Genomic DNA, 14,268 nt, shown 5'->3' with positions numbered 1-14,268 from the left:
TTATTTAAGAGAATCAGGAATGGTAATTCCTAGCTCCCCTGCTATTTCTTCATTTATATAAAGCTTTAGATTGCTTGTATCAAAATGGAATATAGGCATTTCTCCTGGATTCTTTCCATTAACCAGGATGTCATGAGCCATAAGTCCTGCTTCATAGCCTAAGTCATAGTAGTCTATAGAGTAGGTTGCAAGACCTCCAACCTCAGCCATGCTCTGCTCTCCCGTTATAACAGGCTTGCCCGCAGGTACTGTAACATTTTTTATTATTTCCATATTAGATGCTACTAGGTTATCTGTTGGCTCATAAAAGGCATCTACCTCAGCGGTTGCTGCAGTTACAACAGATTGTAGCTCATTAGAATCGGCAGCGGTATACTGCTTAACGGTGTAGCCCTTAGCTTCAAAGGCAGCCTGAGCTTCATCGGCCTGAATCTTTGAGTTTTCCTCAGAGGAGGAATAAACTATACCTACCGTCTTAACCTCAGGAGCAAGCTCTCCCATTAGTTCTACCTGAACTTCCACGGGGTTGTTATCAGAAGCTCCTGTTAGGTTTTCACCAGGTTTTTCATCGGAGGCTACGAGACCTGATTCAACATAATCTGTAACGGAGGTACCTACTATAGGAATCTCAGAGGTAGCCTCACGAGCTGCCTTAACAGCATTTGTAGCATTTGCCATGATTAAATCAACACCATCGTTAACAAATTTGGTTACTATGGTAGCTGCATTGGTCTGTTCTCCCTGAGCATTTTGGAAGTCAAATTCTACCTTATCACCAAGCTTTTCCTTTAGAGCATCTTGAAATCCTTCTGTAGCAGAGTCTAAGGCATTGTGCTCTACTAGCTGAACTATTCCTACGGTATAGGTACCGTCCTTCTTACCACCACTTTGTGAGCATCCGGCTATAACTGTTGGTACTATTAGAGACAGTGCAATTGCTGTTATATTTTTTAATCTTTTCATTTTTACCACTCCTTTTTTATATATAAAGTACAAAATAAATATATTTAGTTATAAAAAAACGCCCCTGTACAACTACAGGGACGGCTGAATAACCGTGTTACCACCTTGCTTCATCTATACCCTTCCGGAGATAGACCTTAATAAACAACAACTATTGTTCCGCGATATAACGGTCGCTCCCGTCACAGCCTACTATAACCTTTCAGTGTGCAGCTACCAAAAAGAACTTCAAACCTTTACTCACTACTGCCTCACACCAGCCGGCAGCTCTCTGAAAGCTTTCAAAGCCATACTTTTTCTTGGTCATTGCTTTATTTATTGATTATTTTACTCGCCATCACAAAATGTGTCAAGAATATTATTAATTATTTAAATTTTTCAGAATTATCCACAGGACGGTACGTTTACATTTTCCTATTTTGCTCATTAAATTTACCACTTTAGCAATTAAAAGTAAACTTTCTATGTATTTCTGGTGAATAAAAAGTTTTCCATGAGGGATAAATTATAGAAAGCTATATACTTATTTTTATTTATGCTATAATTTTTACAGGATTTTTCAATAACAAAGGAGAGGATTATATGTCCTGCAAATTTTATTTATATAGTGGAAAAGGAAAGAATCTCAAGGAAGGCCATCCTTGGGTTTATACTGATGAAATAGATGGCTATGATGGTGAATATACTAATGGGGATATCGTTGAGGTTTATAGTGCTAAGGAGGAATTCTTAGGTAAGGGCTATATCAATGATGCTTCAAAGATGACCATAAGAATAATGACAAGGGATATTAACGAGGAAATAAATATAGATTTCTTTAGGAAACGCTTCAGGGAAGCCTGGAGCTACAGACAGGATGTTATTGACACCTCTAGCTGCCGCTTTATCTTCGGAGAAGCAGATTTTCTTCCTGGGCTCACTATAGATAAGTATGAGGATTATTATGTGATTCAGATATCCACCTTAGGGATGGATAGATATAGGGAGTTAATTGTTAAGCTTCTTGTGGAGGAATATGGAGCAAAGGGAGTTTATGAAAGAAGCGATATAGGTACCCGTGAGCTGGAGGGGCTAGAGCAGAGAAAAGGCTTCCTTACAGAGCCTTTTGATACAAATGTGATTATCACAGAAAACGGAGTAAAGTATCTTGTAGACCTGGCAGAAGGACAAAAGACCGGCTTCTTCCTGGATCAAAAGGAAAACAGAAAAGCTATCCATAAAATCTGCAAGGATAAGACAGTCTTGGACTGCTTCACCCACACCGGCTCCTTTGCTTTAAATGCTGGAATAGCTGGAGCTAAATCTGTTCTAGGTGTAGATGTGTCACAGCATGCTGTGGACTGGGCTACTAAAAATGCAGAGCTAAACAACCTTCAGGATACGGTAAAATTTGAAAAACACAACGCCTTCGATGTTCTTCCTCTATGGGCTCGTGAAGGTAGAGAGTTTGATGTAGTTATTTTAGATCCCCCAGCCTTCACCAAGTCTCGTGATACCATAATGGGTGCAAAAAGAGGCTATAAGGAAATTAACCTTAGAGGAATAAAGATGGTGAAAAAAGGTGGCTATCTCATCACCTGCTCCTGCTCCCACTACATGAAGGAGGACCTTCTTCGCCAGACCATAGCAGCAGCAGCAAAGGATGCAAAAAGACAGCTTAGACAAGTGGAATTTAGAACTCAATCCTCAGATCATCCAATACTCTGGGGTTCTGATGAGTCTTATTACTTAAAATTCTTCATTTTCCAGGTGATATAATATAAACCTAGTAGTATGTGCTTAACCCACATATTACTAGGTTCATTTTTTATTTTTATTGTGGTAGTGATAATAAATATCCTCTATAATAGTTCTGTTAACAGAGAAAATAAAATATAAAAGGAGATTTATCATGAGAAGAAAAGCAAAAAAACTTCTGTTACTTCTTGCTTTCACAGCCTTCTTCCTTAATATATCATCACTAAGAAGTGCTACGGCTCTAGAGCCTAAGGATAATTCTTGGAGTAACAGCTATATGGCAGCTACTGAAGAAATTTCTACAGTCTCTATACCTAAACCACATGATTCCCTTCAATTAGGTATTTATCTTTTCTCTATGTCAGCGAGCTTTGTAGCTATTTTAGCTTTAAGGAAAAAAATATAAATAAATAGGGTTCCAGAGCTTAATTAGCTTGGAACCTTTTATTATATAAATAGCTTCATGACTTTAATATCTTGTAATTATTTTTTTAATTTCCTCCAGCTCTTTATCTAGAGAAAAGTTTTCTTCAATATAGCTTCTATATTCTTCAGAAGCATATTCTTCACTTTCTATCATTGCTACTGCCTCATCTATGGTGTTGAATAAATATTTTTTACCATAATGAGCCTTTAAACCCTCACAATTGTGAAGTATTGGCTTAATTCCACTACACATAGACTCTGCAGCAGCATAACAGAGACCTTCATCTATACTGGATATCACCATATAATCTATTCTTTTCAAAAAGTCTTTTTTGCCCTCTAGGTCCTTCCAGCCTTCAAAGACAAAGTTGTCCTGAAGATGATTTTCTTTTATGAAATACTTAATATACTCAAAGGTCCTTAAATCCTGAACCTTACCAGCTATATAAAGCTTATACCTTTCATCCCTGTTATGGAGCTCTCTAAAGATTTCTAGGGTTAAGGGAATATTCTTAACATAATTGATAAAACCCAAATAACCAAGGTTATACCCCTTCTTCTTCTTGTTCAAAGGATATTTATCACTATTAACCCCACAGTAAATTATATGGGTTCTTAGTCCTCCAAGCTTTATCCCTCTTATATTTTGTAAAAATAACCTTCTCCTATGAGGTGCTACCAGTATCAAATCATCGACCTTATTCCACTGGGGCAGCTTTATTAATTCACTATAAACCTCATAGCCATGAATCCTGCATATTATTTTTTTCTCCTCAGCTAAAGGATGCTTACTCCCATATTCCAAAAGCTCATCACACCACTCAAACCAGCATATATCAGCCCATTCCATTCCCTCAAAAATATGATTATAGGTAGTAGCTATTATTTTTCTAACCTCATATTCCTTAGATAACCCTTCAATTATTTCTCCCAAAAAACTATCTAACCCCTCCTTTACAAGAAAGGCAATTTTCTTTTTCTCTATACTGCCATTACTTTCCTCAAGTTTTGTTTTTATAACATTTTCCATTATTATCTCCTATTAAATATATAAAATTAACCTCATCAAAGAGTTTGATAGAAGTTTACATCAAGCTTAGTGAGGTTCTTATACATTTATATGAATAGTAAAGATGGAAAGCTACATATCATTAGGAACAAAACTTAAATAAGCTTCCCTATATAAAAATAAAGAGCCGGAAGCTTCCGACTCTTAAGGTTTAATTACTTTAATAATTGAAGAACGTTCTGTGGCTGTTGATTAGCCTGAGCAAGCATAGCCTGAGCAGCTTGGTTAAGGATGTTGTTCTTTGAGAAGTTCATCATTTCCTTAGCCATATCAACGTCTCTTATTCTTGATTCAGCTGCAGTTAAGTTTTCTGAAGCATTGTTTAAGTTAGCTATAGTATGCTCAAGTCTATTCTGGTTAGCACCAAGCTTGGAACGAGCTGCTGAAGTGCTAGCTATAGCCGCATCAACTAGAGCAAGATTAGCGTCATGAGTGCTAGGGGCTCCAGCAACTGGTGCAGTCGCAGGATTTACATCTACAGCACTAACTCCTAAATCTTCTGCACTAAATCCAAGCATAACATCGTTTCCATCAGCATCTTGAACAGGGTCTCCATCAGCATCTAATTTGTTACCTGAATTAATTGTTAGATCAAGAACCTGATTTGCATTAGCTCCAATCTGAATTTTTCCTTCATAATTGCCTTGTAAAAGACTCTTTCCATTGAATGCAGTTCTATTTGCTATTCCAGTTAATTCATCATTTAATTCATTTATTTCATCCTGTATTGCTTGTAAGTCTGTATCTTCTTGAGTTCCTTCATTACCGGATTGAACAACTAGTTCTCTCATTCTCTGAAGAATTGAGTGAGTTTCATTTAAAGCTCCTTCAGCAGTTTGGATTAATGATATACCATCTTGAGAGTTTCTTGAAGCCTGATCAAGACCTCTTATCTGTCCTCTCATTTTTTCAGAGATAGCAAGACCTGCTGCGTCATCTCCAGCTCTGTTTATTCTAAGACCAGATGAAAGCTTTTCCATAGCCTTACCAGAAGCTGTGTTGTTGATTCCCATATTTCTATGAGCATTCATAGCATTAAGATTGTGATTAATAATCATGATAAAATTCCTCCTTGAATTTTAATTCGGCATCCTTGCCTTTTAGATTTTTATAAGCTTAAGCTTACAAGTTTTACCTTGTACTTAATATTTCGAAGGATATTTTTTAAGCTTAAGAGAAACCTTCATATTTTTATAGCATTTTTTATTATTAATAATAAACTTATATAATAAATTAAAATATCTACATAATACGGCTCTTAAAAAGCAATATCTTATTATTAACACTATATATAACTTACAAAAAATACTCATGAATTAGTATCCATAGCTAGAAAGATTTACTCTCTACAAAATGATTATAAAAAATGATATTGATAATAAAAAAACTGACCTATTAACCTAATGGTCAATAAATCAGCTTAATTACTTAGTGATTACTATATTTAATTATCTTAATAACTGAAGAACGTTCTGTGGCTGTGTGTTAGCTTGTGCAAGCATAGCCTGAGCAGCTTGATTAAGGATGTTGTTCTTTGAGAAGTTCATCATTTCCTTAGCCATGTCAACGTCTCTTATTCTTGATTCTGCAGCGGTTAAGTTCTCTGAAGCATTGTTTAAGTTAGCTATAGTATGCTCAAGTCTATTCTGGTTAGCACCGAGCTTGGAACGAGCTGCTGAAGTGCTAGCTATAGCTGCATCAACTAAAGCAAGATTAGCGTCGTGAGTACTAGGGTCCCCAGCTGCTGGTGCAGTCGCAGGATTTACATCTACATCACTAACTCCTAAATCATCCGCATCAAATCCAAGGCCTGCTGCTGAGTTAATTTCTAATGAAAGAACTTGCTCTGCATTAGCTCCAATCTGAATACTACCTACATAATCACCTTGTAAAAGACTCTTTCCATTGAATGCAGTTCTATTTGCTATTCCAGTTAATTCATCATTTAATTCATTTATTTCATCCTGTATTGCTTGTAAATCAGTTGTTTCTTGAGTTCCTTCATTACCGGATTGAACAACTAGTTCTCTCATTCTCTGAAGAATTGAGTGAGTTTCATTTAAAGCTCCTTCAGCAGTTTGGATTAATGAAATACCATCCTGAGAGTTTCTTGAAGCTTGATCAAGACCTCTTATCTGTCCTCTCATTTTTTCGGAGATAGCAAGACCTGCTGCGTCATCTCCAGCTCTGTTAATTCTAAGACCAGATGAAAGCTTCTCCATAGCCTTACCAGAAGCTGTGTTGTTGATTCCCATATTTCTATGAGCATTCATAGCATTAAGATTGTGATTAATAATCATTATAAAATTCCTCCTTGAATTTTGAATTCGGACTTCCTTGTCCTTTTTGTTACAAAGACTTATATAAGTTTTCCTTTGTAATAATTATTTCGGTGGAAATTTTATAAGCTTAATAGCTATTTACATATTTTTATAATATTTTTTATTATAGGTAATGAACTAATATAATTATACTAATTTATACACATAAGTTATATGGCAGATCCTATAACTTATGTGTATTTTAGTTTATTATTACATTAGTAAACTTATTAAAGTAGTTATAAGATTTATAGTAGTAATCTAATAAGTAATATTAATAAATGGAGAATAATAAAAAGCTGATTATTAACCTTAATGGCTAATAAATCAGCTTTATTCTAATTTATAAAAACCTTATTTTATTATCTTAATAATTGAAGAACAGCTTGTGGCTGTTGGTTAGCTTGAGCAAGCATAGCCTGTGCAGCTTGATTAAGAATATTATTCTTTGAGAAGTTCATCATTTCCTTAGCCATATCTACGTCTCTAACTCTTGATTCTGCTGCTGTTAAGTTCTCAGAAGCATTATTTAAATTAGAAATAGTATGTTCAAGTCTATTCTGATTAGCACCTAGCTTTGAACGAGCACTTGAAGTTTTAGCAATTGCACTATCTACAAGTGCTAGATTTTTATCATGTGTGGTTGCTGGAGTTGTATCTTCACCTTCTACTGCATCTCCACCTTCTACTGCATCTCCACCTTCTACTGGCTCTGGATTTACTACTACAGCACTAACTCCTAAATCGCTTGAATTAAATCCTGCAGATACATTAGCAGCATCTCCTGTTACTCCAGCACCTTCTCCTTCTCCAGCATCTTCTCCTTCTCCAACTTTTTGTCCTGAATTAATTTCTAAATTAAGAACTTGTTTTGAATTAGCTCCAATTTGTATCTTAGCTGAATACTCTCCATTTAAAAGCTTCTTTCCATTAAACGCAGTTCTGTCTGCTATTCCATCTAATTCAGCATTTAATCCATCTATCTCATCCTGTATTGCTGTTAAATCTTCTTCCTGTAGTGTTCCTTCATTACCTGACTGAACAACTAATTCTCTCATTCTCTGCAGTATGGAGTGAGTTTCCCCTAAAGCCCCTTCCGCAGTTTGTATAAGGGAAATACCATCCTGAGCATTTCTTGAAGCCTGATCAAGACCTCTTATCTGTCCTCTCATCTTTTCAGATATAGCAAGACCAGCAGCGTCGTCTCCAGCTCTGTTGATTCTAAGACCAGAAGAAAGCTTTTCCATTGCCTTACCAGAGTTAGTGTTGTTAATACCCATCTGTCTTTGAGCGTTCATAGCGTTCATATTGTGATTGATAATCATTATAAAATTCCTCCTTGAATTTTGTTGGACATCCTTGTCCTGATATTTCAGCGGTATATAGGCCTATCATTAATTACCTCTGTAACAATAATTTCGGTTGAGAAATTTCATACTGAAGAGATTTTTCGAGGGATTTTTCTTGTATTTATAGACATAATTTTAATTTAATAAATTATGCACATTGAATCTAACCAGCTATTCGACAAATTAATATATATTTAAGAGTAAATTCAAAGAGATAATCTTCATTAATAAATGATTATATTCACAATAATTTTTATTTATATTATTTATAAATAAACTAATAATAAATTATTGTTTAAAATTCATAAAAATATTTTCAACTTTTTATGTTAGAATTTAATATAAAAATTATGAAGTAAACCTAACAAGATTTGAGCTAAAATCAAATCCTATAAATGCTTTAGAAAAAGAAAAAAGAAACTGCAAAGCCTACATAAAGTCCCGCTGTTTCTGAGTATCTGTAAATTATAATTCATCAATTGTAATCACCTTTGCTATTGTATATAATTACCATATCACAATGGATATACAAGCATAATTTCAGGAGGTTTGATATGGTAATATTTTTGACCGTTTTGGGTTTTATTATGATTGCTTTTGCATTATTAGGGCCAAGCTTTTGGGGATGGTATTATTCGATAGTGTTCTTTGCTGTGGGGATATTATATTTTTGTCTGGGGAGAGTTTATTCACTCCTTAAGGAAGTAAAGGAAAGACTGGACAAGATGAAGGAAGATAAGTAACATTTAAGAAAAGTATGTAGGTGTGGAGGTTAAGATATGCACTATAGAAAAGCAACTATTGATGAAATAGATATATTAGCGAGTCTAAGAAAGCAGCAGTTAATTGATGAGGGGATGGCTCCTAGCAGTAATATTGATATGGAACTGCATGACTTCTTCCATAAAAAGATGGAGGATGGTACTTTAATAGAATGGGTTGCCATAGATGAGGAAGAGATTATTGCAACGGCGGCTATTATCTTCTACGACTTTCCTCCTAACTATATAAATACGAGTGGAGTAAGAGGCTATATAGCAAATGTATATACTAAGCCGGAATATCGTGGTCGTGGAATTGCTACTGGCTTAATTGATGTAGCTGTGGAGGAGGCTAAGGCTAGAGGGATTAAAAAGCTGTGGCTGGGTGCTTCTAAGATGGGGAGGCCTGTTTATCTTAAGTATGGCTTTGTGGAAACCGATGAGTATTTGGAATTAAATTTTGAATAAAAGGTAAAAACTAATATTTTTGGCACTGCTTGTTTGAATAAGTTGAATATTTAGTATATAATATCTTAACAAAGAATGTAACAAGGAGTGTTTATATGCAAAAAAAGTTTTTATTAACCCTTATGGGGTTCTTCATAATATCTATAATACTAGTAGGCTGTAGTGGTGGTAAGAAGGTTATTTCTGGAGAGGATTTTTCAAAGGCTCTAGAAGAGCAGGGATATACTCTTAATGACGAATCAGAGGATAACAAAAAGCTAACTACTAGCTACATAAATGCTAGCCATGCCGATACGGGAAATACCTTCCTGTTTATTGACTTTATAAAGGAAGCAGAAGCAGCTAATTTTTTCGAAACAACACATCAGAATCTCCATGGCATAGAAGGTAATTATCAGCACACAGATAACGTTGAGAAAAGCAGCGGAAATTTTCAGTATCAGGAGCTAACCACTGAAGATAATTTTTATAGGATAATAAAAGTAAAGGATACTATACTGTATCTAGAGGCAACAATATTTCAAAAAGATGAAGTACTGGACATAGTAAACAAGCTTGGCTATTAATTTTAAAGAGTAAGGACAACCCCTTACTCTTTTCTAATTTCAATATTTAATTCAATCACTGCTTAAAGGAAGGGTAATTTCAAAGACAGTCCTTCCATCCTCACTTTTCGCACCTATATGCCCCTCATGGAGCTCTACGATATTTTTAGTAATTGCAAGGCCAAGGCCAGAGCCTCCAGAGTTCCTACTTCTGGACTTCTCCACCCTATAGAATCTATCAAAGATATAAGGGATGTCCATGGAGGAAATTTCTTCTCCATAATTAACAAACTGCAGCAGAGCAAAAGCTCCTTCCCTTTTTGCTGCAATATCAATATATCTTCCCTCTCTTCCATATCTCATGGCGTTGGTTATGAGATTATCGAAGGCTCTTACAAGCTTATTGGGGTCTGCAAGGATTATAAGCCTATCCTCAGTGAAATCCACCCTCGCCTCCATGCTGTACTTTTCCAGCTGAAGCTGATACTGAGACACTACCTGACCCAGCATTTCTACTATATCTATCTCCTGCTTCTCTAGCTTCATTGTATAATTCTGCATCTTTGTCAGCTCAAAGAGATCCTCAATTAGAACCCTTAAGCTCTTGGCCTTATCATAGGCAACAGCTACATAATGCCTGAGCTGAACCTCATCTCTATACTTATCCTCTTCAATAAGACTTAAATACCCCATGATAGAAGTTAACGGTGTCCTTAAATCATGGGATACATTAGTAATAAGATCACTCTTAGTCTGCTGTGCCCTCTTTTCTTCTAGGGTTATATTCTTTAAATCATAAACTATCTTATTTATATTCCCTGCAAGCTTGCCAATAGTATCCTCACCAGCTTCTTGAAGCTTTAGATTTAGCTCTCCTGAAGCCATCTCCTCCACGCCCCGTATAACCCCAGAAAGCCTTTTTGCACTATTTCTCATAAGGAGCAGATAGCTTGTAATAAATGTAGCTACTACGACAGTACCCTGTACAAAATCCGTTCCACCAGGATATCTGTACTGAAGCCTCATTATTAAATTTATCAATTGAAGAGTAGTATATTGATATAAAAATTCTATTATAATTGCTATAACATTATAAATAACATAAGTAATAATCCCACTTAAAATCATATATACTAAGGGAAGAAGTGCTATCTTTAAAGCCTCTTTATTTTTCAATTTTATAACCTACCCCCCAGACCGTATGAATTATCTTATCTCCTCCACTGCTCTTTTCCAGCTTATCTCGGAGCCTGCTCATGTGTACCATGACAGTGTTATTAGATTGAAAGTATTTCTCCTTCCACACCCTCTCGAAGATTTCCTCTGAGCTGAAGACCCTTCCTCTGTTAGAAGCCAGAAGGTATAATATCTCAAACTCTCTAGCAGTGAGTGTTATCTCTTTATCTTCATAAGAGACCTTATGGTTAAGCTTGTCGATGGTAAGATAATCCACAGTGAGAAGATTATTATCAACAAGCTGTCTGTGATTAAAATAATAAGTCCTTCTTAAAAGAGCCTTAACCCTTACGGTGAGCTCCAATGCATCAAAGGGCTTAGTCATGTAGTCATCGGCTCCCGTGAGGATTCCCTGGACCTTATCTATATTCTCTGATTTTGCACTGAGCATTAGTATCGGAAGATTAGACTTCTCCCGAGCAGCCCTGCAAACAGCAAGTCCGTCTATACCAGGCATCATTATGTCTAAAACCATAAGCCCTATATCCTCTTTCTCCAGTATAGCCAGAGCCTCTTCTCCATCAGCGGCCTTAATAACCTGATAACCATCATTGGTTAAATATATTTCTAAAAGCTCTCTTATTTCTTTTTCATCATCTACTACAAGTATTTTTTTATCCATAGCTACCTCGCTTTAATAAACTCCCATATACTCCTCCAGGGTTAATCCTTGTGTATATATTTCCTCAGCTGCTTCCTTCCCTACATATCTAAAATGCCAGGGCTCATAAGCCTTTCCCGTTATGTGCTCCTTACCTTCAGGATACCTTAGGATAAAGCCGAATAAATGACAGTTATCCCTGAGCCACCTTGCCTCAGTGCTCTCCCCAGTTATCCAATTAGCCTCATTGGTTATATCCATGGCTAGTCCTGTTTGATGCTCGCTACTCCCTGGAACTGCCACATAACTAGAAACATACTCCTCACCCTTAGCTCCTAAATCTCTCAGATATATCTCCTTCTGACTTTTATAGGATCTATAGCCCGAGCTTCCTATTAATATTATACCTTCCTTTTGGGCAGTAGCAAACATTTCCTCCACAGCCTCTGCTGCCACCTCCGTAAGCTTCTTTTCCTCTGTGCTTATATCTGAAGCAAAGGGAATATTCGCTTCCCTGAGAGAAGCTGGCTTGTATTTCTTATCCAGTACATGGCTATCATTAACTAAAAGTATACCTCTATCAGTGTAAGCCCCAGCAGCCTCTGCCCTATAAAAAAGGAATCGGTGGGCAACCTCATCTTTAAAAACAAATAAAAATGAGAATAATATCATTAAAAAAGCAAGGAGCTTTAATTTTCTTCTTTTATTCCTTCTTTTCTTTTTCCTTAATCTATAATTTATTGAAGAGCCTTCATTCATATTCTTACCTTCCTTTCCCATATCTATAAATCAATTATAGAAGGGAAACTTTACATTCCATTAAAGCAAACCTTACAAATTCTTAACTTGTAAGGAAGGATTTATATGTGTGGCTAAATTATATAGAAAGTTAATAAAATGATAAAATCCCTGTTGTTGAATATGTATATGGTCAGTGTTATACTCTTTTGTGAATCTACAAAATTATCATCAATCAGCTATAATAAATTATTCTGTTAAATACAGCTTTAATAATATTAATATCAAAAGGAGTGGTTTCATGAATAAGTTACAGGGCTTAGAACCTGCAAAGGTCTTTCAATTCTTCGAGGAAATGTCACAGATTCCTAGAACCTCTGGTGATGAAAAGAAAATAAGCGACTGGCTTGTTTCCTTTGCTAAGGAAAGAAACCTTGAGGTACATCAAGATAAAGCCTTAAATGTAATTATCAAAAAACCAGGAACAGAAGGCTACGAGAATTCTCCTGCTGTTATAATTCAGGGTCATATGGATATGGTAGGTGAGAAGACTAAGGATAGCACTCATGATTTCTTAAAGGATCCAATCGCATTGCGTGTAGAAGGAGATTTTGTTTATGCCACAGATACAACTCTTGGTGCCGATGATGGTATAGCTGTTGCCTATGGTCTTGCTATTTTAGATTCTGATGACATCCCTCATCCACCACTGGAGCTTTTAGTAACTACCAGTGAAGAGACTGGTATGAATGGAGCTATTGATTTAGATGCTTCTCCCCTTACAGGTACGAGACTTCTTAACATAGATTCTGAAGAGGAAGGAATCTTTTTGGTAAGCTGTGCCGGTGGAAACACCGTGTATACTAGCTTCCCTTGCGATTTTCAGGAGCAAAGTAAAAAAGCCTATGAGATTTCCGTTACTGGACTAAAGGGTGGTCATTCTGGAATGGAAATAATAAAGCAAAGAGCTAATGCCGTTAAGCTTTTGGGAAGAGTCCTTGATAAAATTAATAAAAGCCATGAATTAAGCTTATCTACTCTCTGGGGTGGTGCTAAGCATAATGCTATATCTAGAGAAGCCTATGCTATAATTTCCGTTCCTGAGATGGAGGTCTCTAGTGTTAAAGGAATCCTTGATAAGATGAACAAGGACTTTAAAAATGAATATGGGGCCGTAGATCCAGAAATAGTGGTAGGAATTAAAGAAACAGAAGCAGACCGCTTCCTTTCCAAAAAGACAGCAGAAAATATAATTAACTATATAAATATTGCTCCAGACGGTGTTCAAAGTGTTAGCAAGGAAATAGATGGCTTGGTAGTAAGCAGCTTAAACCTTGGAGTACTGGAGGAAAAGGATAATAATGTTGTATTTACCCACTCTGTAAGGAGCTCCATCAACAGTCTCAAGGAGGATATAAGCAATAAACTTATAGCTCTTGCTGAGCTTTGCGGCGGAAAAGCAGAAATCCAGGATGATTATCCTGAATGGGAATATGATCCTAACTCAGAGCTTAGGGAAATAGCCATAGAGGCTTATACTGAATTAACAGGAGAAAAACCTAAAATAGAAGCAATTCATGCTGGACTAGAATGTGGACTCTTAAAGAAAAAACTCCCTAATACAGACATGATAAGCTTTGGACCAAATCTTTATGATGTTCACACTCCAAAGGAGCATATGAGTATTTCCTCGGTATTTAATACCTTTGAATTCTTAAAGGCTCTTCTTGCAAAGCTTAAATAGAAATATTTAGCTAAGAAAAAACAAATTTTGGGCAAAGGCATGGGATCATTCCTATACTTTTTGCTAAATATATATAATGTTATCAAAACATAACATAAATTGATATTTATTTTACAAATTGATATATTTATATTTTTTCAAGATATTATTACTATAAAGTAACATATAATTTTTAATAAAATGTGAAATACAAATTATTGAATTTGTCCACAAATAATGCTATAATTCATAATGTCACTTTGTAAATGTTTTCCACTCATTCATAAAGTGGCATTTTATGTATATTTATGTCAGCGCTGCACAGCAGGGA

Annotated in this window: 14 protein-coding genes and 1 other annotated feature; of the genes, 6 read left to right on the top strand and 8 right to left on the bottom strand. The window is 35.8% G+C overall.

Going from position 1 to position 14,268, the window contains the following annotated elements; all coding sequences use genetic code 11:
- Window positions 1–963 carry an ABC transporter substrate-binding protein gene (locus ACPWSR_RS09940; RefSeq protein ID WP_426348084.1) on the bottom strand — a complete coding sequence of 321 codons (963 nt, stop codon included), beginning with the start codon at window positions 961–963 and terminating at the stop codon, window positions 1–3.
- A gap of 73 nt (window positions 964–1,036) precedes the next feature.
- Window positions 1,037–1,279 (bottom strand) — a binding site (T-box leader).
- Window positions 1,280–1,545: 266 nt separating this feature from the next.
- Here ACPWSR_RS09940 and ACPWSR_RS09935 point away from each other — a divergent pair.
- A complete protein-coding gene (locus ACPWSR_RS09935) occupies window positions 1,546–2,721 on the top strand; it encodes a class I SAM-dependent rRNA methyltransferase (protein ID WP_426348083.1) in 1,176 nt (391 codons plus the stop codon).
- 133 nt (window positions 2,722–2,854) lie between these two features.
- Entirely contained in the window at window positions 2,855–3,106 is a 252-nt protein-coding gene (locus ACPWSR_RS09930) for a hypothetical protein (RefSeq protein WP_426348082.1), read from the top strand.
- 63 nt (window positions 3,107–3,169) lie between these two features.
- On the opposite strand, the gene ACPWSR_RS09925 is transcribed toward ACPWSR_RS09930, so the two are convergent.
- From ACPWSR_RS09925 to hag (ACPWSR_RS09910), 4 genes are all read right to left on the bottom strand, one after another.
- Window positions 3,170–4,156 carry a glycosyltransferase gene (locus ACPWSR_RS09925; RefSeq protein WP_426348081.1) on the bottom strand — a complete coding sequence of 329 codons (987 nt, stop codon included), beginning with the start codon at window positions 4,154–4,156 and terminating at the stop codon, window positions 3,170–3,172.
- 194 nt (window positions 4,157–4,350) lie between these two features.
- The gene (hag, locus tag ACPWSR_RS09920) at window positions 4,351–5,253 is read right to left on the bottom strand and encodes a flagellin Hag (RefSeq protein WP_426348080.1); all 903 of its coding nucleotides are present in this window, start codon (window positions 5,251–5,253) and stop codon (window positions 4,351–4,353) included.
- A 390-nt stretch (window positions 5,254–5,643) separates the two neighbouring features.
- Window positions 5,644–6,495: a flagellin Hag gene (gene hag, locus ACPWSR_RS09915; protein ID WP_426348079.1), complete on the bottom strand. Its 852-nt coding sequence runs from the start codon at window positions 6,493–6,495 to the stop codon at window positions 5,644–5,646.
- Window positions 6,496–6,878: 383 nt separating this feature from the next.
- Entirely contained in the window at window positions 6,879–7,841 is a 963-nt protein-coding gene (gene hag, locus ACPWSR_RS09910) for a flagellin Hag (RefSeq protein WP_426348078.1), read from the bottom strand.
- Between the two features lie 578 nt (window positions 7,842–8,419).
- On the opposite strand from hag (ACPWSR_RS09910), the gene ACPWSR_RS09905 reads away from it, so the two are divergent.
- From ACPWSR_RS09905 to ACPWSR_RS09895, 3 genes are all read left to right on the top strand, one after another.
- Window positions 8,420–8,608 carry a hypothetical protein gene (locus ACPWSR_RS09905; protein ID WP_426348077.1) on the top strand — a complete coding sequence of 63 codons (189 nt, stop codon included), beginning with the start codon at window positions 8,420–8,422 and terminating at the stop codon, window positions 8,606–8,608.
- A 36-nt stretch (window positions 8,609–8,644) separates the two neighbouring features.
- Window positions 8,645–9,094 carry a GNAT family N-acetyltransferase gene (locus ACPWSR_RS09900; RefSeq protein ID WP_426348076.1) on the top strand — a complete coding sequence of 150 codons (450 nt, stop codon included), beginning with the start codon at window positions 8,645–8,647 and terminating at the stop codon, window positions 9,092–9,094.
- A 95-nt stretch (window positions 9,095–9,189) separates the two neighbouring features.
- Window positions 9,190–9,660, top strand: a complete 471-nt coding sequence (locus ACPWSR_RS09895; RefSeq protein ID WP_426348075.1) for a hypothetical protein — start codon at window positions 9,190–9,192, stop codon at window positions 9,658–9,660.
- Between the two features lie 51 nt (window positions 9,661–9,711).
- Here the strand turns inward: ACPWSR_RS09895 and ACPWSR_RS09890 are convergent, their stop codons facing one another.
- From ACPWSR_RS09890 to ACPWSR_RS09880, 3 genes are read right to left on the bottom strand one after another with little or no spacing between them, the layout of a single operon-like run.
- Window positions 9,712–10,815: a sensor histidine kinase gene (locus ACPWSR_RS09890; RefSeq protein WP_426348074.1), complete on the bottom strand. Its 1,104-nt coding sequence runs from the start codon at window positions 10,813–10,815 to the stop codon at window positions 9,712–9,714.
- Entirely contained in the window at window positions 10,805–11,497 is a 693-nt protein-coding gene (locus ACPWSR_RS09885) for a response regulator transcription factor (protein WP_426348073.1), read from the bottom strand. Before ACPWSR_RS09885 ends, ACPWSR_RS09890 begins: the two co-directional genes overlap by 11 nt.
- A 12-nt stretch (window positions 11,498–11,509) precedes the next feature.
- Complete coding sequence (locus tag ACPWSR_RS09880) at window positions 11,510–12,256, bottom strand: M15 family metallopeptidase (RefSeq protein ID WP_426348072.1); 747 nt, start codon at window positions 12,254–12,256, stop codon at window positions 11,510–11,512.
- A 259-nt stretch (window positions 12,257–12,515) separates the two neighbouring features.
- Between ACPWSR_RS09880 and ACPWSR_RS09875 the strand changes: the two genes are divergently transcribed.
- The gene (locus tag ACPWSR_RS09875) at window positions 12,516–13,958 is read left to right on the top strand and encodes an aminoacyl-histidine dipeptidase (protein WP_426348071.1); all 1,443 of its coding nucleotides are present in this window, start codon (window positions 12,516–12,518) and stop codon (window positions 13,956–13,958) included.
- The last annotated feature ends 310 nt before the right edge of the window (window positions 13,959–14,268 follow it).

Source organism: Alloiococcus sp. CFN-8 (assembly GCF_049943125.1).
In the GTDB taxonomy this organism is placed as follows: domain Bacteria; phylum Bacillota; class Clostridia; order Clostridiales; family Clostridiaceae; genus JAEXZL01.
This window is presented reverse-complemented; position numbering and strand designations above follow the sequence as displayed.